At 57.3% G+C, this 23,063-nt stretch carries 24 protein-coding genes and 2 pseudogenes; 10 read left to right on the top strand and 16 right to left on the bottom strand.

Going from position 1 to position 23,063, the window contains the following annotated elements; all coding sequences use genetic code 11:
- Positions 1 to 52: 52 nt before the first annotated feature.
- The 10 genes from OKW45_RS04115 to OKW45_RS04070 form a co-directional block, all read right to left on the bottom strand.
- A complete protein-coding gene (locus OKW45_RS04115) occupies positions 53 to 1,390 on the bottom strand; it encodes an MFS transporter (protein WP_429466136.1) in 1,338 nt (445 codons plus the stop codon).
- A 34-nt stretch (positions 1,391 to 1,424) separates the two neighbouring features.
- Positions 1,425 to 2,987 carry an FAD-dependent oxidoreductase gene (locus OKW45_RS04110; protein ID WP_018424905.1) on the bottom strand — a complete coding sequence of 521 codons (1,563 nt, stop codon included), beginning with the start codon at positions 2,985 to 2,987 and terminating at the stop codon, positions 1,425 to 1,427.
- Positions 2,988 to 3,037: 50 nt separating this feature from the next.
- Complete coding sequence (locus OKW45_RS04105) at positions 3,038 to 4,099, bottom strand: Rieske 2Fe-2S domain-containing protein (protein WP_026226606.1); 1,062 nt, start codon at positions 4,097 to 4,099, stop codon at positions 3,038 to 3,040.
- Positions 4,100 to 4,339: 240 nt separating this feature from the next.
- Positions 4,340 to 5,185, bottom strand: coding sequence for an amidohydrolase family protein (locus OKW45_RS04100; protein ID WP_429466134.1), 846 nt, complete (start codon positions 5,183 to 5,185; stop codon positions 4,340 to 4,342).
- A 44-nt stretch (positions 5,186 to 5,229) separates the two neighbouring features.
- Positions 5,230 to 6,333: a zinc-dependent alcohol dehydrogenase gene (locus OKW45_RS04095; RefSeq protein WP_429466132.1), complete on the bottom strand. Its 1,104-nt coding sequence runs from the start codon at positions 6,331 to 6,333 to the stop codon at positions 5,230 to 5,232.
- Between the two features lie 27 nt (positions 6,334 to 6,360).
- Positions 6,361 to 7,155 (bottom strand): amidohydrolase family protein, encoded by a 795-nt coding sequence (locus tag OKW45_RS04090; protein ID WP_429466130.1) that lies wholly within the window; start codon positions 7,153 to 7,155, stop codon positions 6,361 to 6,363.
- Between the two features lie 7 nt (positions 7,156 to 7,162).
- Positions 7,163 to 8,416 (bottom strand): Rieske 2Fe-2S domain-containing protein, encoded by a 1,254-nt coding sequence (locus tag OKW45_RS04085; protein WP_429466128.1) that lies wholly within the window; start codon positions 8,414 to 8,416, stop codon positions 7,163 to 7,165.
- 65 nt (positions 8,417 to 8,481) lie between these two features.
- Complete coding sequence (locus tag OKW45_RS04080; protein ID WP_429466126.1) at positions 8,482 to 8,787, bottom strand: hypothetical protein; 306 nt, start codon at positions 8,785 to 8,787, stop codon at positions 8,482 to 8,484.
- Positions 8,788 to 8,795: 8 nt separating this feature from the next.
- The gene (locus tag OKW45_RS04075) at positions 8,796 to 9,980 is read right to left on the bottom strand and encodes an acyl-CoA dehydrogenase family protein (protein ID WP_429466124.1); all 1,185 of its coding nucleotides are present in this window, start codon (positions 9,978 to 9,980) and stop codon (positions 8,796 to 8,798) included.
- A gap of 72 nt (positions 9,981 to 10,052) precedes the next feature.
- On the bottom strand, positions 10,053 to 11,195 hold the full coding sequence (locus OKW45_RS04070) for a WD40/YVTN/BNR-like repeat-containing protein (protein WP_429466122.1): 1,143 nt from the start codon (positions 11,193 to 11,195) through the stop codon (positions 10,053 to 10,055).
- 237 nt (positions 11,196 to 11,432) lie between these two features.
- Between OKW45_RS04070 and OKW45_RS04065 the strand changes: the two genes are divergently transcribed.
- The 8 genes and pseudogenes from OKW45_RS04065 to OKW45_RS04030 all read left to right on the top strand — a co-directional run.
- The gene (locus tag OKW45_RS04065) at positions 11,433 to 12,389 is read left to right on the top strand and encodes a PDR/VanB family oxidoreductase (protein ID WP_429466120.1); all 957 of its coding nucleotides are present in this window, start codon (positions 11,433 to 11,435) and stop codon (positions 12,387 to 12,389) included.
- Positions 12,390 to 12,448: 59 nt separating this feature from the next.
- Positions 12,449 to 13,462: an amidohydrolase family protein gene (locus OKW45_RS04060; RefSeq protein ID WP_026226604.1), complete on the top strand. Its 1,014-nt coding sequence runs from the start codon at positions 12,449 to 12,451 to the stop codon at positions 13,460 to 13,462.
- A 26-nt stretch (positions 13,463 to 13,488) separates the two neighbouring features.
- On the top strand, positions 13,489 to 14,490 hold the full coding sequence (locus OKW45_RS04055) for a DODA-type extradiol aromatic ring-opening family dioxygenase (protein WP_429466118.1): 1,002 nt from the start codon (positions 13,489 to 13,491) through the stop codon (positions 14,488 to 14,490).
- A gap of 14 nt (positions 14,491 to 14,504) precedes the next feature.
- Positions 14,505 to 15,167 carry an RraA family protein gene (locus OKW45_RS04050; protein WP_429466116.1) on the top strand — a complete coding sequence of 221 codons (663 nt, stop codon included), beginning with the start codon at positions 14,505 to 14,507 and terminating at the stop codon, positions 15,165 to 15,167.
- A 2-nt stretch (positions 15,168 to 15,169) separates the two neighbouring features.
- Positions 15,170 to 15,847 (top strand): RraA family protein, encoded by a 678-nt coding sequence (locus OKW45_RS04045; RefSeq protein WP_429466114.1) that lies wholly within the window; start codon positions 15,170 to 15,172, stop codon positions 15,845 to 15,847.
- Positions 15,844 to 16,515 (top strand): 4-carboxy-4-hydroxy-2-oxoadipate aldolase/oxaloacetate decarboxylase, encoded by a 672-nt coding sequence (locus OKW45_RS04040; protein WP_018424891.1) that lies wholly within the window; start codon positions 15,844 to 15,846, stop codon positions 16,513 to 16,515. The genes OKW45_RS04045 and OKW45_RS04040 overlap by 4 nt, the downstream gene beginning before the upstream one ends.
- 97 nt (positions 16,516 to 16,612) lie before the next feature.
- Positions 16,613 to 17,158: a flavin reductase family protein gene (locus OKW45_RS04035; RefSeq protein WP_026226603.1), complete on the top strand. Its 546-nt coding sequence runs from the start codon at positions 16,613 to 16,615 to the stop codon at positions 17,156 to 17,158.
- 185 nt (positions 17,159 to 17,343) lie between these two features.
- Positions 17,344 to 17,688: pseudogene (locus OKW45_RS04030) on the top strand (IS4 family transposase); the annotation flags it as partial.
- 33 nt (positions 17,689 to 17,721) lie between these two features.
- Here OKW45_RS04030 and OKW45_RS04025 read toward each other — a convergent pair.
- Both OKW45_RS04025 and OKW45_RS04020 read right to left on the bottom strand, forming a co-directional pair.
- Positions 17,722 to 18,420 (bottom strand): GntR family transcriptional regulator, encoded by a 699-nt coding sequence (locus OKW45_RS04025; RefSeq protein WP_018424887.1) that lies wholly within the window; start codon positions 18,418 to 18,420, stop codon positions 17,722 to 17,724.
- Positions 18,421 to 18,731: 311 nt separating this feature from the next.
- Complete coding sequence (locus tag OKW45_RS04020) at positions 18,732 to 19,283, bottom strand: tripartite tricarboxylate transporter substrate-binding protein (RefSeq protein ID WP_429466112.1); 552 nt, start codon at positions 19,281 to 19,283, stop codon at positions 18,732 to 18,734.
- A 267-nt stretch (positions 19,284 to 19,550) separates the two neighbouring features.
- Between OKW45_RS04020 and OKW45_RS04015 the strand changes: the two genes are divergently transcribed.
- Together OKW45_RS04015 and OKW45_RS04010 are read left to right on the top strand one after the other, a co-directional pair.
- On the top strand, positions 19,551 to 19,871 hold the full coding sequence (locus tag OKW45_RS04015) for a hypothetical protein (protein ID WP_429466110.1): 321 nt from the start codon (positions 19,551 to 19,553) through the stop codon (positions 19,869 to 19,871).
- An 86-nt stretch (positions 19,872 to 19,957) separates the two neighbouring features.
- On the top strand, positions 19,958 to 20,362 hold the full coding sequence (locus tag OKW45_RS04010) for a methyl-accepting chemotaxis protein (RefSeq protein WP_429466108.1): 405 nt from the start codon (positions 19,958 to 19,960) through the stop codon (positions 20,360 to 20,362).
- A 76-nt stretch (positions 20,363 to 20,438) separates the two neighbouring features.
- Here the strand turns inward: OKW45_RS04010 and OKW45_RS04005 are convergent, their stop codons facing one another.
- The 4 genes and pseudogenes from OKW45_RS04005 to OKW45_RS03990 form a co-directional block, all read right to left on the bottom strand.
- Positions 20,439 to 20,708: a hypothetical protein gene (locus OKW45_RS04005; protein ID WP_018424883.1), complete on the bottom strand. Its 270-nt coding sequence runs from the start codon at positions 20,706 to 20,708 to the stop codon at positions 20,439 to 20,441.
- A 35-nt stretch (positions 20,709 to 20,743) separates the two neighbouring features.
- Positions 20,744 to 21,409 (bottom strand): GntR family transcriptional regulator, encoded by a 666-nt coding sequence (locus OKW45_RS04000; RefSeq protein WP_429469240.1) that lies wholly within the window; start codon positions 21,407 to 21,409, stop codon positions 20,744 to 20,746.
- Between the two features lie 135 nt (positions 21,410 to 21,544).
- A pseudogene (locus OKW45_RS03995) lies at positions 21,545 to 21,736 on the bottom strand (Rieske 2Fe-2S domain-containing protein); the annotation flags it as partial.
- 412 nt (positions 21,737 to 22,148) lie between these two features.
- The gene (locus tag OKW45_RS03990) at positions 22,149 to 22,823 is read right to left on the bottom strand and encodes a GntR family transcriptional regulator (protein WP_018424881.1); all 675 of its coding nucleotides are present in this window, start codon (positions 22,821 to 22,823) and stop codon (positions 22,149 to 22,151) included.
- Positions 22,824 to 23,063: the final 240 nt, after the last annotated feature.

The raw sequence follows: 23,063 nt of genomic DNA, 5'->3' as shown, positions 1-23,063 counted from the left end.
TAAGAATTCATAGAAAGGAACGTCAAAAATGACGCGCCGCGACAACTACCAGTTATCGCGCAACCGGACGGCGCAATGCACTGCAGACGCGGATCAGCAGAATCACTGCCAATGCGACGGAGACCACGTAGCAGATGACGAACGAGGCGCCAAGTGCATTCGGACCGTCGAAGAATTTAGCGACGAGCGCCACCACGGTAGGGCCGAGTGCCAAACCGACGAGATTCGTGATCAGGTAATAGAGGGCGGTGATCTTGCCCATCATGTTACCCGGCGTGAAGTTGGCATTCGTTGCACCGCCTGCCACCGCGAACATCGCAAACATGAACATTTGGATGAAGTAAAGGATCATGCCCGCGCTCATCGTATGGACAAGCGGGAAGCATGCCGTAGCGACTGCCGCGATTGTCGTTGTGACCGCCGCCACCCGAACAGGCGCATCGACCATACCGCGCTTGCGCAGCCAGTCTGCGATACTTCCGCAGATCAACAGACCGAGTGGGGAAGCGAGCAGTGCAACGCCGCCGATCGCCTTACCGATTTCCGGACGCGCAACATGTAGCGTGCGAGCGATGATTTCCGGAAGCCATGCCATCTGCGAACCAATGGCAATACCGTATAGACAAATCGCAGTCCAGAGTTGAAGGTACACGCCACGATTCTTCCATACGAAGCACATGGTCTGCTTGTACGTGACCTCGGAAGTATCGGTCTGGAAGCGACGCACCGGCTCACGCAGCAGCCAAAGCAGTATCGCGAACGGAATCCCAATGATGCCCGGAACCAGCAGCACAAAGTGCCACGGCTTCATGCCACCGACGAAGGGCAGGTTATCGAATGCGCCTGCCGATGCTGCTTTCAATAGGACGGCACCGAGAGCCAAGGACAAACCCGTACCCAACATCGGGCCGATATTGTAGATACCGAAAGCAATACTGCGACGATGCGGCGGAAATGCGTCACGAATCATCGACTGCGATCCGGGAGCCAACGCCGATTCACCGACACCTAGACCAACACGCATCGAGAACAACTGGAGATAGGTCGTGCTCAGACCACACGCCATCTGAACGACCGACCATGCCATGATCGCGGCGCCGAGAAGCGTCTTACGCTGGTACTTGTCGACCAGTATGCCCATCGGAATACTGAGCACGCTATACAGCAGCATGAAAGAAAGGCCAAGCAACAAACTGACCTGAAGATCCGAAATTCCGAGGTCTTCCTTGATCGGCCCGACGACGAGAGCCAGCGCGCCGCGATCGATAAACGAGATGACGTACGTGGCCGTCAAAACGAGAAGCATCCACCATGCACCTTTGGACGTTTTTATGTTTTCCACGTTGTCGACGGGTGCCGACTTCAATTGCAATTCTGCGGTCTCGCTCACGACCGTGTCTCCTTGAAATTATCCGTATAACTGTTTAGCGACTTTCCCGCACCTCACTGTCGGCGAGCGCGGTCTTTGCCGCAGTCACGCCGGATACGATGAATTCGGCGATGTCACCCATCGAGTTGTAATACGGACCCCATAGCGACCCGCACTCCCCGATTGCATAAAGACCGTCAATCGGCTTGTCCTGGTGATCGAGAACACGCTGACCTGCGTCGTGCTTCGGACCTCCATGCGTGTTCAAGTAGGTCGGCAGCATCGGCCCGATCGCGTAGTACGGGCCTTCGTCGTTGAGCGGCACGAGGAACGTTTCGCGACCGCAATCTTGATCGAGGTTGTTGCGGCACTGATCGTTGTAACGCTCGACCGTCTCGCGAAGTGCGGCCGGATCGAGGTGGCCGGCCTTGCACACGCCCTGGATTTCCGGCCACTGGCACTTCAACGCCAGTTCTTCGAGCGTATCGGCCTTGACGATCAGGCCTTCTTCGAGTTCCTTGAGGTTGTCTTGCGACCACGGCGGCACACGCGAATTCAGCGTCGTCATTGCCGCACCACCGGCACGGACCTTCTCATCGAAGATGTGGAATGCCGGCACGTTCGTGAATTCCGGGGTGCCCGGCGTCGTTGCCAACCATGTATCGCGGTTTGCCAATCCGTGTTGAACAACCGACGTATCCACCGTTTCGTTATGGAAGCGCTTCGCCTGTCGGTTTACCCACAACAGACTGCCGCCGTCCTTGAAGGCACCGCTTTTGTAGCCGAAGCCCGCGATCTTGTTCAGATCGTACGTCACGTAGACGTAGCCTTCGTTCGTCTTGATGCCCATGTTTAGCGGGCCCGCTACGGCGTTCATGTGCCAGAGTTGCGCACCAACTTCCTGCGCCATGCGAATGCCGTCGCCGGTCAGATTCGGGCTACCAAGGAAGTAGATCGGGCAAGCAGTCAGGAACTGTTTGCACATGGCATCGTTGGCCTCGAAGCCGCCGCTGGCCAACACTACTGCCTTGCGAGCGCGAACCGCAATCGTCTTGCCACCATGTTCGGCTTCAACGCCGAGAATCCGTTTCGTCACCGGCTGCTGAACCAACCTGGTGACGCGTGTATTGCACTGGACGCGCGCACCCGCCTTCTCCGCTTGTGCGGAGATCGCATTCCAGAGGCCTGCACCGCCCGGTGCGGCCACGACGCTCATACCCTTGATGCTTTCCCCGCCCGGAGCGCCCGGGAATTCGGGAAAAAATCCGGGTGCCGAGAATGGCTGCGGGTTGTCCTTGAGCGGCAATTCGAGTTTGTGCTGCCACGCCGGTATGTTCTTGAGACTCGAAACGAAATGGCGAAGAATGCTTTCATCTGTTTGGCCTCCACACAGCCAATTCAGATATTTGAACGACTCTTGTTCATCCACAGAGGTCATGATCAGACCGCCCGCGACACAGACCGAGTTGCCGCCACCCTGCACACCCTTTTCGAGAATGAGCACGTCGGCGCCTTGTTCAGCGGCTTCGAATGCAAACACCGCGCCTGCGCCGCCGTAGCCGACAACAACCATATCGGCTTGCCCATCCCATTGGGGCTCGGTCCAGTTCAATTCCATTTTCGTCATTCCGTGTGTCTGAGAAAACATACCAGCGCCGTGCGATGTACCTAGGCTGCGGACGCAGCGGCTCGTTCGGCCGCCTCCGCCGAGCGAAGACCGTTGTAGATTTCGTTGTAACGCAGCACCGGCTGATCCATCACCAACATGATCATCCTGCGATCCGGCACTTTCGAGATCGTTGCCTGCTGCGTCTCGATGATTGCCTTGTCTTCAGCGAATGCTGCTTCGGCGATCGCGAAAGCGTGATCCGCCAAATCGGCATGGTCGTGATCCGGACCGAAGTTGTAGAAGAACATCGATTCCGTATCGTTGATCGGCGTGATCATCTGGCACGTGCAACGGCGGAAGATCGGCTCTTCCGCGGGCTTGCCATCGACGAGACGATCTTGAACGCCCGGTGCATAGGAATGGATCTTGAGGATGAAGACCCCCGGTACCAGGAACGTGCTGACCACGTTGTCGTCGGAGGGAACTTCACCGAAGTAAGGATTCGATTGGCGGCCCAAGTGCCAGCGGTCAGCAATGACGCCACGCTCGATCGTATCGATACCGCGTTTCGCTTCGCCATCCTTCTGAATCTTGAGCGACACCTTGTTGTTGGCGCCGAACGTCGCTTCGTGAACATAAGGTGCGTGCGAAAGGTCGAGCAAGTTATCAGCGACAATTTCCGCATTGCCCTTCCATACCTTCTTCGAGCATTTCATCGCGAAGGTAGCGCTGTCCGGACCTTCGATCGGTGGAATCAGTGCGGGATCGGCCTTTGCAGCGTCACCCATCCACACCCATGCGGCACCATGCTTTTCTTCGATCGGGTAGCTACGAACGCAGACCTTCGACGAGATGCGATCGGTGCCCGGGATTTCCGTGCAGCGTCCATCCGCGGCGAATTTCAGGCCGTGGTACATGCACCGCAGTTCGTCACCTTCCTTACGGCCGACCGACAGCGGAACCAGGCGGTGCGGGCACAGATCTTCGAGTGCTACCAGCGTGCCGTCTTCCTTGCGATAGAGCGCCAGTGTCTCGTTCATCACCGTGAACGGGACAATATCAGTAGCCGAGAATTCGCTCGACCATCCAACCATATACCAGCAATTCCGGAGGAATTTCATTTTTCAGTCTCCTGAGAAAGGAATTGAGAACGGATAAATCGAGAACAAGGCGCGGCACAATCGATCACCAGTTTGCGCATCTGACCTACTAGACTTAACCGGATCAGCATCCTATATAGTATTCAATTGCGTATTCTTTACATCATATCCCGTTGCTCCCCGCGACATGAACCGGGATAACCCTGAAATGCAAAAAAACGGCGTTTAACTGCTGGAACGCCGTGCGTGCTTACAACTTCATTAGCTAAAGTAGATTCGTTCAGCCGTCGTATGCAGGACCTTCTGCTGATCTTCAGCCGACAGCGTGGCCACTGAGTCCTTGGCCATCTGAATCATGTCCTTGTACTCGCCCTTCGACTGAGCGATGTCTGAACCCCACATCACACGATCGGCACCGAACGAACGCACCACCCGCTCAACTACCGGCGCGGACGGCAGGTCGAGCGCCTTCAACTTGCCGAGGTTGATCATGGAGTACAGCAGGAAGACGTTCGGGCTGTCCACGAACTTGAGCAGTGCTTCGTCCACACCGTAGTCGGGCTCCGGCCCTTCGACGACGATATTCGAGAAGTGATCGAGAATGACCGGCGTATTCGGGAACTCCTTCACGACGTCCTGGAGTGCTTCGAGTGCAACCAGACGATTCCAGCGATAAAAGTGCAAGCGCACCGAGCCGCCGAGATCCGTCACTGCAGTCCAGGCACGACGCGCTTCCGTTGACGCGAACCAGCTGCTGTCTGCACCTTTCTTCGGCTCCGTCAGACGAATGCCGACCGACCCGCGCTCGCCGACCCAGTATTTCACCGTTTCCTCGACGTTCGGCGCCAATGCGTCGAGCATGCACAGCGAACGCAGACGATTCGGGTATTTCTGCGCCGAATCCACCACGTAGTCGTTATGGAAGCCGTACAGGTGCGCACGTTGCACTGCAAGCGCCTTATCGATACCCAATGCGTCGAGCAGGTCGATCAAGCGCTCGGCGGTCACGGGGTTGTCGAACGCGTTTTCTTCGAGAACACCGCTCAGCGGCGACGGAGGATACTTCTCGCGGTCGGTCGAAATCAGGTGTGCGTGGCTGTCGATCATGAGGTTACCTTTATAGAATTCAGTTTAGCCAGCGATATGCGGCGTTATTTCCAAGGGTCCACGCACACGTGGATCGCACCTTGAATCCCCCGGCCTGCGGTAGCCAAAATCGCGTCGTGGACCTGCGACAGGCCGAATGTGTGCGAGCACACTTCGTCGATCGGATAGCGGCCCGAGCCTACATAGCGCAGTGCCAGTTCGACAGCTGCGTAGCTACGGCCCCGCGGTGCACGAACCGTCAGATAGCGCTTCTTGATCTCGCCGATGGGTACGTGCTGCTCCAGGCCGTTCAGGCTCAAATAGGCGCCCTTTGCCGCCAGTGCGATCGACTGCTTGACGATCTCGCCCTTGGGGTCGCCGGTCGTATCAACCACGACGTCCAGGCCCCGCCCCTTGGTGATACGCATCACTTCGGCTTCGAGGTCTTGCGTTTCGACGTTGATTGCGTAGTCGGCGCCCAGGCGCAGCGACAGATCGAGACGGCTTTGATCGCGAGTCATGCCCGCCGAAATCACCGTATATGAGCCTGCGGCCTTTGCCGCCAGTACGCAGCCCAAGCCCTGCTGGCCCGGTCCCCACACGAGTACGACCTTACCGGGACCTGCGCCGCCGTCGAGACATGCCCACTGCACGCCGTTACCGAACGGCACCGCCAGCGTTGCGTGCGTGGCTGGCATGTCTTGCGGAATCTTGTGCATCACCGTGTTAAGCGGCAGATGCATATACTGCGCATAGCCACCCCATAGGTGCGGTGCCTTGTTGGCGGTGGACATACCAAAACGATCGGTATTCAGTCGGTCTTTAACGTTGAAGAAATCGACTTCCATACATAGACGGAAATCGCCCTTCATGCACCATTCGCAGTTCCAGCACGGAAGATATTCGTGAAGAGCAACCCGGTCGCCGGACTTGACGCCCCAACGCTTCGCCGCGACCTCACCGACTTCTTCGATGGTTCCGACGTTTTCGTGGCCCATGATGACCGGAACGTGACCAGCCTTACGGTACAGCTCGGGATCGCTGCCGCCGACGCCGCTGGCTTCGATGCGCAGAATTCCGGTTTCAGGCTTAACAGTCGGATATTCGAACTCACGGATTTCCGTGGTTTCGACATCGGTTTTGACTGCGGCCAGTACCTTTTTCGTCATGTGTTTGTCTCCTGCTCGTTTTCGATCTCAAAGTTTCGAAAATATGCGACGTGCGTTAGCGCCAAAGATCGCGTTGAGATCCTCATCAGGTAATCCGTTGAGTGCAATACGGGTGAGTTTCAATGCATTGCCATAACCTTCGCGAGAACTCACGACGGGGAAATCGGAACCCCACATCAGGCGATTCGTGCCGAATGCAGTTACCGCCTCGTGGACAAGCGGTGAAGTCGCGTCCCCGAAGGGACGGCCCAAATGGTATGTTTTCGGGTCGCGAGGCATCAATTCGCCGAGCCCCGGGACCTTCAACATGACATTCGGGTAGGCCGCGAGTTTGAACACCTGGCGACGAATTGCGAACTGCTCATCCGTCGTGACAGGCGTGCTGGTGCCGCCCAGGTGTTCGAGGACGACAGTCGTCCCTGCCAACTTCGCGACCAGCTCGATAAATGCCGGCGCGTTGAATGCTTCCGCCGATCCCACACAACTGACGGGCAGTCCAGTTGCCTGAACTGCACGCCACGCTTCCGGAAGACGACCGCCCGGAAGGCACGATGACGGGCGAAGCCGAATACCGGACACGCCTTCGCGCGCCAGGTTTTCGATTGTCATTGCAACGTCCGGGGCGTCGACATCAACCCAAGCCACGCTCGACAGACGGCCCGGATATCGCTTGACGCAGTCCTGCTGGTATCGGTTATCCGTCTGTCCGATCATCTGAGTGAGAATGGCCATATCAACGCCATACTCAGTCATTTGGTCGATCAACGTCTCGACAGGCTCATACCAATGAGGCGAAACGTGCGCGTGACTATCAACGATCATCTCAACCTCAGGCCTTCAGCGCGACGTCCGGATTGAGGGGCACTTCTTCCTTCCACGTACGGTCGTTCGGGAAGATCACCGTCGAAGCGTGAATCTGATTCCACGGAATTGTGTTTCTCAGCACGCTCGGCAGTTCGCCGCTTTCTGCGTAAGTACGAGCCGAACGGATCATCTGACGGCGCCATGCAACGACCGCGACGTCCGACGTGCCAAGGTGTTCCTTCGTGCGATCAAGGATGCGTCCCTGCGTTTCGCTGACTGCGTGGTCCTGCGTCAGGATGCCCTTGATGCCCGACATCGACGACGTCTTCATCGCTTCACGGTCCTGCTTGTACCAGTTGTCGATGTTCAGTTCCTTGCGGAAGTTTTCATCGAGCCAGTGACCGCCTTCCTGAATACGATATTCGATATCGACAGGTTGCGTTTCGTCGAAGAACCACTGAATGTGCCACGTCGATTGATCATCGCGCGGAACGAATGCATTCGCCATGCGACGGTTTTTGCGGACGCCGAAGCCATCGGGCGGGATCAGTGTGAAGAACGGCAGGATCACTTGCGTGACACGGGCGTGCAACTTCCCTTCCTCACGGAAGTTGCGGACGCCGGCGTAGCGCAGGCCGTACAGGGTGTATTCGACTTCGATCTTCGGACGCAGATCGCGTTCATGTTCGTACTTGGCCGGTGCTGCCCACGGTTGCTCGCGGTGCAGGATGCCCGCGTGTGCGGAGTCGATGGTGCCTTCGACAGCTTGAGCATAGTTGCAGTCTTCGAGAACCTTGAAGGCGGCAACTTTCTCCGCTGGGTACGACAAAAAGTCGAAGTCCGGGAATTGTGGGACTTTCGCCGGGTCGCCCATGTACGTCCAGATCACGCCAGCGACTTCACGAATCGGATACGCCACTGCCTTGATACGCGAGCACAGCTTCGAATCTTCGGGTTCGGTCGGCGTGTCCATGCACTGGCCATCGACACCGAACTTCCAGCCGTGGTAGAGGCAACGCAGACCGCCTTCCGAGTTGTCGCCCAGCGCGAGCGACGCACGACGGTGCGGGCACTGTTCTTCGAGCAGGCCGACGTTTCCATCGCTGTCGCGGAATGCCACGAGGTCTTCGCCCAGCAGACGCAAACGCACAGGCTTACCGCCCGGCTCGCTGATTTCCGACGCCAGCATCGCCGGAATCCAGAATTGACGGATCATGTCGCCGTTCGGCGTGCCTTTACCAACCTGGGTCAGTACGTCGTTATCTTCGCGGGAAAGCATTGGGCTTTGCTCCTAAATTTCTTTATCTGTGAATATGCGTGGGATGCCTGCTCTCCCCACTAGCCTTAAACGAGTTCGACGGCCTTCAGCAGTCGATCACGCGCGTCTACGGTGTTGCTGTCGTTGCCAATGAAATCGTGCGCTTCGACAATCAGTTTGCGCAGAGCAACAAGGTTCGCCAGTTCCGGCGCGTTCGAGCCCTTCCGTTCAGCGGCCCGGATATCGCTATCGAGCAGCCGCCAGACTTCATCGAGTTCGGATTCGCGGTAAATCACGTGTTCGAACGTACTAGACTTCCCCACGCGCCCGATCAGTTCGCGCAGCGTTTGCGGCGAGTAATCTTCGATCGAATGAATGTCATCCACGTTCATAGCTATCCTTATTTCTTGGTACCAAAACCGAACGACGAAGGCGGGAGGCCGAGCGCCTGGCGACCAAAGGTAGTCAGCGCCGAATCCCACGTGAAAGCGAAATGCTGCGCTGCCGAATTGACGTCGCGCCAAATACGTTGGAGTTCCGATGCGTTGTAAATGCTGGTGCCGCCAGCCGCTTCGAACACGCTGTTGGCCGCGCGACGCGCGGTCTGGGCCGAATACGCCCAATTGCGCGGAATACGCGACCATTCGAGTGCCGTCAGCGATTGCGCGCTTTCTGCCGTATCGATGCGGCGCGTGTCTTCGAGAATCAATGCATAGGCCGCGTCGAGGTCCGCCGTCGCATGTGCCAGGCGCTCGAGCGTCGCCGACTGTTCTGCCATCTGTTCGGCCGGCATTGCCTGGAGACGCGGCGCCAAACCTTCGCCGAACGACCGGAGTGCTGCGCGCGCGATGCCCAGCGGTGCACCGATGAGCGAGAACGGCGTTACGTTCTGGAACGGCATCCGGTAGATGGGTGCACGCATTGCGTCAGCGCCTTCGACGTTGCCCGTCATCATGTCTTTGACCGACACAGAACGATGCTTCGGAATGAACGCTTCCGCGACCTTGATCGTGCGGCTACCGGTGCCACGCAGGCCAGCCGTGTGCCAATCATCGACAATTTCGATATCCGAACGCGGAATCACGAAGAAGCGCGGTTCAGGCGGGCCGTCCGGACGCTGCACGGCGTTTCCGATGATGACCCATTGCACGTGGTCGATACCCGAGCAAAAGCGACCGTCGCCGTTCACGAGTTTGTAGCCGCCGTCGACTTCGGTAATCGTGCCGCCCAAGCGGAACACGGTCGCCGTCAGTGCATGGCCTTCGCCAAGCACGTCTTGCTGTGCTTGCAACGGAAACAGATTCAACATCCAGCTATGACCGGCCAAAACGCCGAACACCCAACCCGTCGAGCCACAGGCCGATGCGATTTCTGCCGTAACTTCGACCAGCGTCGTAAAGCCCAATTCGGAACCGCCAAACGATTTCGGCGTAATGATGTTGAAGAGACCCGAATTGCGGAGTGCGTCGATCGTTTCTTTGGGCACTACGCGATCGCTTTCGGTCTGTTTGACGCGCGAACGAATCGCATCATGCAAACTACGGGCGATATCAAGGGCTTCCTCGCGGATGTTAATACGGCTCAAGACATTCTCCTGGTAGGACTTGCTGCCGCGGAACAGAGCCCGGCGCGCAGAATAGTTCTGTTTACAAATCGGTCAGTGTTCGTTGCGACCGTAACGACCTTCGACGTTCATACGCTCCTTGGCGTCGAGGAACCAGCGATAGTGACCGCCCTTCGAGATCGGCGGGACATCGTCGGAAACGAGGTACCAGCTTTCGCCATCGTTTTCCGTCGCATAGATTTCGCCCGTTGCGGTACCGGCGATGAGCATGATCTTGTCATCCCAATGGTGCAGACCCATGCCCTCGATGTTGCCGATCACTTCCTCGGGCAAACCATTGCGCATGTGTCCCCAGGTAACGCCACCATCGGTGCTCTTGAGAACAGTTGCGTTCGCCGACTTACGGACGCCCCAATCACGCGGTGCGTTGCCCGGCCCACCGAGATACAGAACGTTCTCGTTGCGTGGGTCGATGAACATGGCGTCGGGATAACCGATAAGGTCTTGACGCGTCATCAGATGAACCCAGGTTTCCCCAGCGTCTGCGCTGTAGTGGAGGCCTTCGCCGCCGCACATGAACATCTGCTTCGGATTCGACGGGCGAATTACCACGCGGTGGTTGTCGTGGTAGAACTTGTCGTTTTCCGACTCGTACGAACGCGGTTCGGTCCACGTATTGCCGTCGTCGGTGGTCTTGAGAAGTGCGCCCTGTTCAATACAGACATAGAGCGTTTCCGGTTCGGCCGGGTGAAACGAAATGTTCTTGACGTGTGCAATATGCGGGGGCGGCGGAAACGTCCACTTGTCCTGGTCCGGCACCGTCATCATTTCGGGGATTTCGACCCACGAAGCACCCAGATCGTCGCTGCGATAGAGCGCGGACGGCTCGGTGCCCAGGAACAGGACGGTCTTCCCGTCGCGCTCCTGCTGCGCCATCGTATAGATATGCGTGCTACGCAGGCCATTGCTGGCCGGTTCCCACGTCACGCCCAGATCCTTCGAGACCACGAGACTGCCTTTGCCGTGTGCGCCCGCGAACAGCAGGCCGGCATTCGGAACATAGAGCAATGCGCTCACGTGGCGATCTTCCAGCGTCTTGCGCGTTAGTTTCCACGGGGCACTCGTGTCTGCACGCTCGAACACGAGCATGCCGCGAATCGTAGCAACCAGCAGCGTCGTTGCCGCGCCATCGCCGTGCGTAACGGTCCCACCGTTGGTGGTCAGAACTGCGATCATTTCTCCTCCGTAAGGGAATACCCTGTGTGATGTCGCCTGTTTTGCTCTGAAGAGCCTTTGACTTTTTTCTGTCTAGCCCAAATAATATGCAAAAAAGAATTACACGTCAAACGGGTTGAAAGAGACTTTCGATGATTGGTGATTGCGATGCAACAAGCCGGTACCTGAGGAAGCGTGATGTGTAATTCTTGCGCACCATTTACGGGGTTCCGTGCGTTCTACGATTTTGGAGGTGACATGACTGAAGTTAATGATGTGATGACTCTGCGCCTAACAGCGAGTCAATATTTGGCACGCAACACGCTGGCTCTGACATTTGAAGACCCCGAAGGCGAGCGTCTACCGGCCGCCGACGCGGGTTCGCACGTCGCACTGATCCTGCCGAATGGATTGACGCGTCAGTACTCCCTCCTCGAGTCCAGCAATAGCCTGACGCAGCGTTCGTACGTCATTGGCGTCAAACTCGACCCGCAGTCGCGCGGTGGCTCCCGCTACATCCACGAAACGATGCATGTCGGCGACCTCGTGCAGGTCGAAACCCCGCGCAACAACTTCCCCCTCGACGAAGACGCTGAGCACACGGTTCTGGTTGCCGGTGGTATCGGGATCACGCCTATTCTGTGTATGGCGCGTCGCCTGAAGGAAATCGGAAAGTCGCCGCGTATCTATTATTCGTGCCGAGACCGGGTTGACGTCGCCTACGCCGAAGAATTAAAGACGTTCGAAGGTTCGGTCGTTCACGTCGATGCCGAAGTCGGCGCATTCCTCAATATCGCGGACGTCGTGAAGCAGGAGCCGGCGTCGGCCCACTTCTACTGCTGCGGCCCCGGCCCGATGCTGGAAGCATTCGAAAAGGCCTGCAACACGTTGCCCCCGGAACAAGTCCACGTCGAGTACTTCAGTGCCAAACACGAAGCGGCACTCGACGGCAACTTCGTCGTTGAGCTGTGTAAGAGCGGCAAGACGCTGACAGTCCCACAAGGTAAGACGATCCTCAGCGTCGTGCGCGAAGCCGGTGTGCCGATTTCATACTCGTGCGAAGAAGGCGTATGCGGTGCATGTGAAGTCCGCGTGCTGGAAGGACAGCCGGACCACCGCGACGCCATTCTGTCAGAGCCCGAAAAGGCTTCGAACAAGACGATGATTATCTGCTGTTCTGGCTGCAAGGGCGATCGTCTCGTCCTCGATCTATAAGAAACACCTCTGCGCCTATAGCGCGTACCCCATCTCACGTTAATCCAGGAGACAAGTAAGTGATTATTGATTGCCACGGCCACGTAAGCGCACCCGCAGAATTATGGGTATACAAGGCACACATTCTGTCGCATCGGGGCGAACACGGTCGCAAGATGCCGGAGGTGACCGACGAGGAAATCCTGCACTACGCCAACAAGAAGGAAATGGCGCCGGTTGGCCACCTGGACATGCTCGACCGCGTCGGCACGAACGTCCAGCTGATGTCGCCGCGTCCGTTTCAGATGATGCACAACCAGAAGCCGGGCAAACTCGTGCACTGGTTCACGGAGGAAACGAATAACATCATCTCGCGCACGGTCAAGTTGCTGCCGAAGCGTTTCATTGGCATCGGTGGCCTGCCGCAAGTGTCGGGCGACCCGATCGAAGTCGTCCTGCCGGAACTCGAACGCTGCATCAAGGAACTCGGCTTTAAGGGCGTCCTGCTGAATCCGGACCCGTTCGAAAACAGCGGCACTGAAGCACCGGGCCTGGGTGACCGTTACTGGTACCCGTTATACGAAAAGCTGTGCGAACTCGGGGTACCGGCGCACATCCACGCTACTGGCTCGCATTCCGCACGTACACCGTACACCGTTCACTTCATTAACGAAGAAACGATCGCGGTGTTTAACCTCGTCAATTCGAACGTCTTCAAGGACTTCCCGAATCTGAAGATCATGGTGTCGCACGGCGGCGGTTCGATCCCCTACCAGATCGGTCGCTTCCAGTCGGGCGCTTCGCGTGCCGGCCGCGACTTCCTCGACGGCATGCGTAACCTGTATTACGACACTGTGCTCTACTCGGAAGAATCGCTGCGTCTGCTGATCAAGACGGTTGGCGCTGACCGCTGCATGTTCGGTGCGGAATGCCCGGGCGTGGGTTCTGCCACCAATCCGGACACCGGCCGCACGTTCGACGACATCAAGCCCTACATCGAAGGCTTCGACTGGCTGTCGCAGGCAGAGAAGGACGCGATCTTCTTCGGCAACGCTCGCGACTTCTTCAAGCTCAACCTCGCCGATTACGAATGATCCCGGCGCCCACAGGACTCTAAATCATGGCAAAAATCGTATTGGGAATGGGAACGTCGCATGGCCCCATGCTCATCACGCCACCTGAGACCTGGGGCGCTCGCGTCCCCGATGATCGACTGAGCAAACATGACTTCGAAGGCCGGGAATGGGCCTTCGATGAGCTCGTCGAATATCGGCGTAGCGAAAACCTCGCGGAACAGGTCACGCCCGAGAAGTGGAAGGAACGGCATGCTCAGTGCCGATCGGCGATCGAGGAAATGGCGCGGGTGCTGGCAGAAGCGAAGCCTGACGTCGTTGTGATCGTCGGTAACGATCAGATGGAAATCTTCACGACGGATTGCATCCCCGCGTTTGGCGTCATGCACGGCCCTAGGATCGTGAACAACATGATCAGCCACGATAAATTGATGCAGATGCCTCCGGGCGTGCGTCATTCTATGCCGGGTTACAAGCCAGAAACTGCCACGCATGAAGGCGTTCCCGAACTCGCAAAGCACATCATCAAGAGCGCGATTGCCGACAACTTCGATGTGGCCGCGCTCAGCCGCCTGTCGGAAACGGAAACGCCGCATGCATACGGTTTCGTCTTTCGCCAATTGATGAAAGATCAGGTCGTTCCGACCGTCCCGGTCTTCGTCAACACGTTCTATCCGCCGAATCAGCCGACCGTGGCACGCTGCCACGCATTCGGTGCTTCGATCGCTCGCGCAATCGAATCGTGGGATTCGGACGCGCGCGTGGCTGTCATCGCTTCCGGGGGGCTGACGCACTTTGTCATCGACGAGCGCGTTGACAATCTGGTACTCGACGCCATGAAGAAGCACGATCTAACCCCGGTATTCGCGTTGGGCGAGGAAATCTTCCAGGCGGGCACCTCGGAAATCAAGAACTGGATTCCCGTCGCCGGCATGATGGATGAACTTGGCTTCGACATGACGGTGGTCGATTACGTGCCCTGCTATCGCAGCGAAGCCGGTACTGGCAATGCGATGGGCTTTGTGTACTGGAAGCCCCAGACCGAATAAGGAAATATCAATATATGGCAACCAAAGACGAATATGTCCACCGCCTTCGTCGGTTGGACTGCTGCGCTGTCTCGGACGCACTCGACAAACTCGGCTTGTCCGGCGTCGTGAGCGGCGTCGCTCAAGCCTCCGGCACGAAGCGCATCGCCGGTCGGGTTATCACGATGAAACTCGCTGTTGGCGATCCGCCTCCGGGCCCACCGCGTCATCTGGGCACCACCGCGATCGAACTCGGCGGCTCCGACGATGTGATCGTTGTCGAGCAACGTACCGGTATTGAAGCCGGTTCGTGGGGCGGCATCCTGTCGTTGGGCGCCAAGGTTCGCGGTATTGCTGGCGTGATCGCCGATGGTCCGGTTCGCGACATCGATGAATCCCGCGAGATGGGACTGCCGGTGTTCACGAATAAGTTCACCGCCCTCACCGCTCGTGGTCGTATAGTCGAAAAAGGTGTGAACGTCCCGGTTGAAGTGTTCGGGGCCGTAGTAGAAGCCGGCGACTATGTGATCGCCGATAGCAGCGCCGTGATCTTCATCAGCCAGGCAAACATCGCCAAGGTGGTCGAGACTGCCGAATCGATCGTGGCACGCGAAGCCTTGATGGCGAAGGCTGTATTGGCGGGCACGCCGATCCATGAAGTCATGGGCGGAAACTACGAACTTATGCTTAAGGATTAACCATGTCGGAAATCGCACAAGACAAGAACGTTGCGCGCGCAGCGAAACTCGAAACGGCCACCCTGAGCGACGCACTGGACCGCCTGGGCCTGAACGGTCAGTGCTACAAGATCAAGCCGCGTGATTCGTCGTTCCGTATGGCCGGTCGGGCATTCACGATTCTCTACGGCCCGGCCGCATCGCCCGCAGGCACCGTGGGTGACTTCATCGACGACGTTTCGCCCGGCTCGGTCATCGTCCTCGACAATGGTGGTCGCGAAGACGCAACAGTTTGGGGCGACATCCTCACGGAAATCGCCCATCGTCGTGGTATCGCCGGTACCGTGATCGACGGCGTCAACCGCGACGTACACCTCTGCCTGTCGCTCGGCTACCCGGTTTTCTCGAGGGACAACTGGATGCGAACGGGCAAGGACCGCGTTCAGGTCGAAGCCACCAACGTTCCGGTGAATATCGGTAACGTGCGTGTTGCTCCGGGCGATCTGCTGCGCGGTGACGCTGACGGCGTGATCTCGATTCCGAAGGAACACGAAGAGCGCGTGCTTGCTGCTGCTGAAGAAATCGATGCCGCCGAGAAGGCAATCCGTGAGGCTGTTGCAACAGGTATGCGCCTCGACGAGGCTCGCAAGCAATTCAAGTACCACCAACTGCAAACGCGCCGGATCGGAGAAGAAGCATGACGGGACCGGTTTTCAATCGTCACGAGACCACGCGCCTCGACATCCGGAGGCCGGACATCGCTCTGGTCAACGCCGCTGCAAAACTGCCGGCAGCAACGCTTCACGAGGCAGCCGGAAAAATCGGAGTCCTGCCTTATGAAATCAAGCCTATCGCGCCCGGATTCAAGATATGCGGCCCCGCTGTGACCGTTCATTCGCCCGGTGGCGACAACCTTTGGCTGCACCGTGCGATTTACTCAGCACAAGCAGGTGATGTCCTGGTCGTCTCCGTGAGCGAAGCCTATGAACATGGGTATTGGGGCGAAATCATGTCGACGGCCGCAAAAGTCCGCGGGCTTGCCGGTCTGGTCATTAACGGCTGTGTTCGCGATCAGCGACTGCTGTCGGAGATCGGGTTTCCCGTTTTCGCTCGCGGACTTTGTATCCGTGGTACAGGAAAAGATTTCGGTGCCACAGGTTGGATCAACGCACCGACTCGATTCGACGACGTGACGGTAAATGCCGGTGACCTGATCGTTGGTGACGAAGACGGTGTCGTGTGCATCCCTCGCGAGCGAATTGCCGAGGTGATCACTGCGTCGGAAGGACGCGAAGCAGCAGAAGCACAGCAGATGAAGCGACTCGAGGCGGGTGAGAGCACGCTCAGTATCTTCGGGTGGGACCAGTAAACCGGCCGAGACTTGCGGATCTATTGCTTGAGGTGGTGTCGCTAAGGATCACCACCCTATCATTTTGTCCGTCCAGTTTTACGATTAGGAAGCTGAAGTGAGCATAGAAGAATCTGAATTCAAACGCGCCATGCGCTGCTTGACCGGGCACGTGTGTTTGATCACGACTGGTTCTGACGCGCTCGGCCCGCTTGCCGGCATGACGGCAACCGCTGTGACGTCTGTTAGTGCGGTGCCCCCTATTCTGCTCGTCTGTATCAATCGTGCGAACTCGTCTCTGGCGCACGTGCAGGCTACTGGCAACTTCGTCGTCAACGTCTTGGCGCGCAGCGAGCAGGAATTGGCGCAGCGTTTCTCGCGACCGATTTCGCCGCAAGAAAAATTTCAGGCGGGAACGTGGAATCGAATTAAGACGGGTGCCCCGGCTTTGGCCAGTGCTATGGTCAACTTCGATTGCAGCGTCGAACGCATCATCGAGATCGGTACGCATGCCGTGATTTTTGGACATGTCGAAGGCACGGCCATTAATGGCCAAACAACGGCGCCGCTGCTGTATTCCCAAGGATCCTACGGCGAATTTCAGACGAATAAGGCGATCGATTTCCATGATTTGCTGTGGATCTCCAACTGGGGTGCAGACTAATTTAACAATTTAGGAAGGAGGTACGGCGCGCATCATGCTGCACGCGATATAAAATACAGTTTGACTAGTAAATAATAAGAAAGTGGAGATGAATCAGGCTATAAAAAAGCCTTTTTAGTATGGCTCTCAGTCTTTGTGCTCTCGCCGTGGGCGGTGCTCACGCACAAAGCTGTTTTACGATCATGGAGCTGACGCTTCGCAGTCAGACTGTGCAAGGGATCTCCCAGGAGCTTTTGGGCGCTCCGATCGCCTACAACCTGATCCGTCTGGAAATAGCCAAAGCCGCGCTTGATGCCGGGTACGCGCCTGAGGATCTAAGCTTTATTCGGGCCTCCCATATCATCCAGTATGAAATGACATGGCCGGCCGTGACGCGCTCGTACGGAAAACTTCCCACGCTGCTGACTCGCTTGCGCGAGCGGCTCAAGCAACTTCCCAACAAAAAACGGCCCGGGCGCACTCGCGCTCGGGCAGTCAAATCCAGACCTCTCCGTTACACCGTTCGATTCATGAAGAGAGACCTTAACTGAACGGAATTACACCCTCGGGTGTCTTTTTTTCGTTTATTCTCGGGCCGCAAGCACTCTCATCAACCCCTCAAGAACAACCATTCGCCCTTTCTCATAAGTTGCGAGCAGCAATTCCCGGTCTTTACTCTCCAAAGCCTTCACGAGTTTGGCTTCGATATCAGCGCTACGATGTTGCGGATGCGCTGAAATATCAGCAGCCAGCGCCCGATAACGATCGGTAAGTCGCATCAATCGTAAAACTTCCCGTTTTAACACTTTATTAGGCGAGAGGTCGAAAATCTTATCGTGAAGTTCACGGTGTAATTCAATCCATCCCTCACGATTACCGGCTTGGATTAATTCTTCAAGCCGGGCAAGTAAGGCCTTGAATTCCCTAATCTGCGCGGATGTTGGCCATTCGACCGTCATTAGCAACTCTGCTTCGAGAAGTTGGCGCATCCGATACAATTGTCGGGCCTCATCGCTTGACAACTGAGCTACGAAGAATCCACGATTCGGATCATGTTCGATGATGCCTTCTGCGGCCAGCAGTTTTAACGCCTCGCGCACTGGCACACGACTGATGCCGAAACGTTCAGCGAGGTCCGACTGTCGCAGTTGAAAGCCGGGTGCGAGGGTTCCCCTATTGATCAGTTTTCGCGTCTCAGACGCCACCTGAGCTGGAAAGTCAATGCCATCCAGTTCCGGGAGGGTGGCCGCGGGTGCACGGCTTCGTGTCATGATCGTATTCATTTTGGTATTATATCGTGGAAGTCTCGCCTGACAATATTCACAAGTAGGTTGTCAAGGCGATTCGGTGATCGACTCCTTAGTCAGTTGTCTTCCAACAGACGAATCCTACCGTGGATGCTACGTAGGTTGTTCGGTCCGTCCGTAACCGCTAGTGCTTTAGCGTCTTTCTGTCGTCCTAGTCACGCGGCTGAGCATGCTCTGCCGACTTGTTGTTGCTACGTGGGCGGTTCGAACGAGTTTTTCGTTCCGGCTAACCAAAAAAGGAAAGCCCGCTCAATGCGGGCTTTTGTTTGTTGCTACGTGGATTGAGATCAGTACACGAAACCGGGCATCACTTCGCTAGCCGTAGGGACGTCCTTGATTTCGGGTATACGCGCCGAACCGAAGACCACCAGGGGACGCATCTGACCGCTCTTGATGTACGGGGCTGCGACCTCGTACGGGACCGGGATCACTTGCACCTTCGCTTTCATCAAGCCTTCGATTTCCGCTGCTGTGTCTTTGTAGGATAACTTGACCATACGAACGCCGTTGCGCTTTTGCAATGTGGTCATCGCGGTCAGATCGCGCGCGCTGTCAGCTGTCGTACCGAAGGTGTAGCAATCCGGATTGTCTTTCAGGCGGCTAATCAGATCGGCGTAGTCCTTGATGTCAGTTCCGGACACGCCTTTGCCTATTTCAGCGACCAAGACAACACCCGTGGGCGCAGCAACGGGCGCAGCCGCTGCTGGTTTAGCCGCTGAAGCAGGAACAGGTGCAGGTGTCGGTTTAGCAGGTGCACCCGCGAAGGCGACGCCAGAGATCAGTGCGTCTGCTGCGAGGACTGCCGAGAGGAAGAGTTTCCGGTTGAGCTTCAAGATCAATTGTCTCCACGTATTCGAAAGGACGCCAGACAGGCAGGTCTGTTCGCCTGCCGCCAATGTAATACTGTTTTGTATTATATGTCAATCTTCGTTGCCGACGCGTGATGTCATGCACCGGTCTCGTTTAGCAACAAAGAAAGCGACTGAACACTCCTCGATTGAACTGAGCTCCGGATCGTGGAACGGACACACGCCCCGCTTCCGGGCCGTTGTTCGATGACCATGGCTTCGATGTCGTTGAGTGTTTATCTGTAGTCCTACGACATCGTGCTGCTGTGCGCTGCCGCTGGCTTCGCGCTCTACCAGGCCCACCAGATTCAGTCGCATCTGCTGGACATTAAAGACACTTGGATGACTTCGGTCGAAACGATCAGCGATCTACGTCGAGATCTCGATGCTGCTCAGCGCTCAACATTGGGGGTCGTGCTGTCGGACAACAAGCAGTCCAAAGATATCAACATCGCGATTTGGCCAATGGCGGCAGAGCGACTCAAAAGGGACATCGACACCTACGAGAGACTCGTGCTTCCCGGTGACGATCGTCAGTATCTTGAAAACGACAAGAAAACGATTGCTGCGTTTCTGTGATGAACGACGAACTCTACAATCTTGCGACGTCGGATACTTCGGATATTGATGCCTAGCGGATTCTCACCAGCAACAAGAGCTTCGCAGTGTTCAAAATTGCGGGGGAAGCTCTCAGCGCTCACACGACGTACGTTCAGACGTTGGCGCAGCGCTCTGCTTTAGCCGCCAAAGAGATCGAGGAGTTGGTTAGTCACTCGGTAGAGCGCGTTGATGAGGGGTCCAATCTGGTGAGCGATGCGGGCTCGAAAATCAACGATGTGGTTCGCGAATTCGCCCACGTTTCCGCCCTGATGGACGAGATCACCAGCGCTTCCAACGACGGCCACCAAGGCATCGTCGAGATCAATAAGGCTATCGCCGAAATCGATCAGATGACGCAACACAACGCGGCCCTCGTCGAGGAAGCGGCGGCCGCTGCGCGTGGCGTTCACTCGGAAGCCGAACGCCTGCAGACGTTGGTCGAAAACTTCAAGATCCCACGCTCAATGTGAACTAGCACATCCATGGACGGCTTCTTAACGTGGCCCCCAAAAAAACGCCACCTCTCGCGGGGCGTTAATGAGATAGTCAGCCTGACCAAACGGTCCGATCGCCGTACGCTGATCGGACCGCTTCCTCGGGGGCTATCTGCGAGGCGGCATTGCGATAGTCCGTCCGCTTCGCGGCCGTCAACGCCCAAACAGCGAACACTGCTCGCTTCACAGCCGGCGCGATACGCTGGTAGCCGAACGCAGGGTTACCACCAACCAGCTTCGCGGCTTTCTGCTCGAATGCGGTGTAAGCCTGAGCGCACGCATCAGCATTCGCCTGCCTGCGCTGCCCGACGATGCCGCTCATGAAACAGCTCTGGTCGCAGGCGAACCACGTGACGCTTAGAGCCCGCGCCCGGCAAGCACGGCCAGTATCGACTGGTTTATTTTTTCTCGCTCAAGTTCGTATACTCGCATGACTTTTTCACGCTCGCGGGTGCGAATTGCAGTCATGAGCCGGTGTTCGAGGTGCGCCTTCGGACGTTCGTCCGGCCGATGCGCTTCGGTCGCTAGTGCGCGGTACCGGTCGGTCAGTCGAATCAAGCGCAGGGCCTCGCGGCGGATAATCTTATCGGGTGAAAGATCAAATAGCAGCCCGTAGAATGCGTAGTATTCATCGAGCCATTCGGCTCGCTGATGGCTTGCCAAGTACTCGTCGAGCTTGGCAAGCATCCCATTGAGCTCGGCGATTCGAGTGCGATCGGGCCACTCTATCGATTGAAACAAATCGCGCTCTACCAAATAGCGATAGCGGTAGAGCTGCGCCGCCTCATCCGACGATAGCGGCCCCACAAAAAACCCCCGGTTTGGATCATGCACGATCACGCCCCACGCTGCGAGCAGATTCAATGCCTCGCGCACAGGCACCCGACTGACACTGAAGCGGTCAGCCAGTTCCGATTGGCGCATCTGCTGCCCTGGCGACAGGACGCCTCTGTTGATCAGCTTGCGCACCTCATCAGCAATCTGCGCCGGAATGTCGATATCATTAAGTTCGATTTTGCTCACGTGTGTAGTCGTATAGTTCGCCGCATCCGACGCAGTTCGTCGGTTCCGTAAGTTCGAATTTCGACCATATTGTATGCGATTCGCGAACCCATCCCTAAAAGCGGTGCGTGTGTCAAGCTCGGTGTCGTCACCGAGCGCGAGAGGTGCACGGCGGTGCTGACATTGCTCTTCGAGCGAGCCGATCGCACTGTCGCTATTGCGGAATGCTACGAGGTCTTCACCGAGCAGCCTCACGCTAACCGCATCGATTTGCGAGACCGCTTCTGCGAGCGACTGCGGGCGCGGCGTCGGCCTCCCTGCGTAAAGGCGGACCGCTGCGCGTCCCATGCGGAGCGGCGCGCCACCGAGTGAAAAAGGCGCAATGCGCTGTAGGGCATGCGATAGAGCCGCGCCCGCAACGAGCCGGCACCTCCCTTCTGACCGGACATGATGTCCTTGACCGAACCCGAGCGACGCGAATGCGAGCCCCGGCGATGCGGATTGAACGACTGCCCGTGCCGCGGTATGCCACTTCTCACGGAATCGATGTCCGAGCGCAGCCCCCTACCCTCGGCGCATCGCGAGATGCTGATGTCCTTCTTACGCGGTCGTAAGAAAGGGTATGCCCGGGAGCGCGACACACGGGGACTATCCCGACCGTGACACCGCAATTCGCTCGGAATAAAAAGGCCGACAACACGCGATGATCGTTTGCTGGTGCGCAGGACTTCTGGGCCACCGCCACGGCATCGGATCGATCTCAGACGCCGCGCGCCGCCAGAACAGCCATCAGACTCCCGAGCACCATTGTTCGCCCTTGATCATACGTAGCGAGCAGCAGGTCCCGGTTTTTAGTTTCTAGCGCCTTCACAAGCAGTAAATCGATCTTTGCATTTCTATGGTCTCGCTGCGCCGCGACGTCCGCAGCCAGCGCGCGATAGCGGTCGGTCAAGCGCAACAGACGCAGCGCCTCGCGCTTGAGCACCTTGTCGGGCGAAAGGTCGAAGATCGCGTCATGGAACGCCCGATGGCACCTGATCCAACTTTCGCGATCGCCCGCGCGGAGCAGTTCGTCGAGTTTCGCGAGCAGAGCCTTCAGCGACTTGAGTTGGGCGGGCGCGGGCCACTCAACAGTCGAGAGCAGTTCCGTTTCAAGGAGCGTTCTCATACGGTAAAGCTGCCGCGCCTCTTCACTCGACAGGGGGGTCACAAAGAAACCGCGGTTGGGATCATGCTCAATGATCCCCTCGGCCGCCAGCAGTTTGAGCGCTTCTCGAACGGGCACACGACTGATGCCGAAACGCTCGGCAAGGTCGGACTGCCGCAACTGCAAGCCCGGCGCTAGCGTTCCTCGATTAATCAGCTCGCGCGTTTCCGCCGCTATTTGAGCAGGAAAATCGATGGCGTCCAGTTCGGGAAGTGCCACAGTTGTCATTAGTCCTCCGTACGCGATTTTATATGGTTTGGCATTATATCGGGCTGCGTCGAAGATCCAGCGGCCTCTCAGCTTATGCCGGCATCCTTCCCCATACGTGCCTTGTGAACACGGCGCGCTCGCGCTGGATATCGCCCACACCCCTTCACGAGGCAATGATTGGATGCGGCGGTTTTCGCCGTCGTAAAGGCGCTCGTGGTCCTGGATGACCTTGACTGTTAGTTGCGTTGACCTAAGCGT

The sequence above is a fragment of the Paraburkholderia lebeckiae genome (genome assembly GCF_050436225.1).
Classification (GTDB): Bacteria; Pseudomonadota; Gammaproteobacteria; order Burkholderiales; family Burkholderiaceae; genus Paraburkholderia; species Paraburkholderia tuberum.
The sequence above is the reverse complement of the archived record's forward strand: the minus strand, read 5'-3'. Positions and strand labels throughout refer to the sequence as shown.

Excerpts from the sequence above, each read along its gene's own strand:
- OKW45_RS04070 (WP_429466122.1), bottom strand. The coding sequence starts at position 11,195 with ATGATCGCAGTTCTGACCACCAACGGTGGGACCGTTACGCACGGCGAT.
- OKW45_RS04040 (WP_018424891.1), top strand. The coding sequence starts at position 15,844 with ATGACGGGACCGGTTTTCAATCGTCACGAGACCACGCGCCTCGACATC.
- OKW45_RS04055 (WP_429466118.1), top strand. The coding sequence starts at position 13,489 with ATGGCAAAAATCGTATTGGGAATGGGAACGTCGCATGGCCCCATGCTC.
- OKW45_RS04050 (WP_429466116.1), top strand. The coding sequence starts at position 14,505 with ATGGCAACCAAAGACGAATATGTCCACCGCCTTCGTCGGTTGGACTGC.
- OKW45_RS04085 (WP_429466128.1), bottom strand. The coding sequence starts at position 8,416 with ATGCTTTCCCGCGAAGATAACGACGTACTGACCCAGGTTGGTAAAGGC.
- OKW45_RS04005 (WP_018424883.1), bottom strand. The coding sequence starts at position 20,708 with ATGAGCGGCATCGTCGGGCAGCGCAGGCAGGCGAATGCTGATGCGTGC.
- OKW45_RS04025 (WP_018424887.1), bottom strand. The coding sequence starts at position 18,420 with ATGAATACGATCATGACACGAAGCCGTGCACCCGCGGCCACCCTCCCG.
- OKW45_RS04110 (WP_018424905.1), bottom strand. The coding sequence starts at position 2,987 with ATGGAATTGAACTGGACCGAGCCCCAATGGGATGGGCAAGCCGATATG.
- OKW45_RS03990 (WP_018424881.1), bottom strand. The coding sequence starts at position 22,823 with ATGACAACTGTGGCACTTCCCGAACTGGACGCCATCGATTTTCCTGCT.
- OKW45_RS04105 (WP_026226606.1), bottom strand. The coding sequence starts at position 4,099 with ATGAAATTCCTCCGGAATTGCTGGTATATGGTTGGATGGTCGAGCGAA.
- OKW45_RS04090 (WP_429466130.1), bottom strand. The coding sequence starts at position 7,155 with ATGATCGTTGATAGTCACGCGCACGTTTCGCCTCATTGGTATGAGCCT.
- OKW45_RS04095 (WP_429466132.1), bottom strand. The coding sequence starts at position 6,333 with ATGACGAAAAAGGTACTGGCCGCAGTCAAAACCGATGTCGAAACCACG.
- OKW45_RS04045 (WP_429466114.1), top strand. The coding sequence starts at position 15,170 with ATGTCGGAAATCGCACAAGACAAGAACGTTGCGCGCGCAGCGAAACTC.
- OKW45_RS04065 (WP_429466120.1), top strand. The coding sequence starts at position 11,433 with ATGACTGAAGTTAATGATGTGATGACTCTGCGCCTAACAGCGAGTCAA.
- OKW45_RS04080 (WP_429466126.1), bottom strand. The coding sequence starts at position 8,787 with ATGAACGTGGATGACATTCATTCGATCGAAGATTACTCGCCGCAAACG.
- OKW45_RS04100 (WP_429466134.1), bottom strand. The coding sequence starts at position 5,185 with ATGATCGACAGCCACGCACACCTGATTTCGACCGACCGCGAGAAGTAT.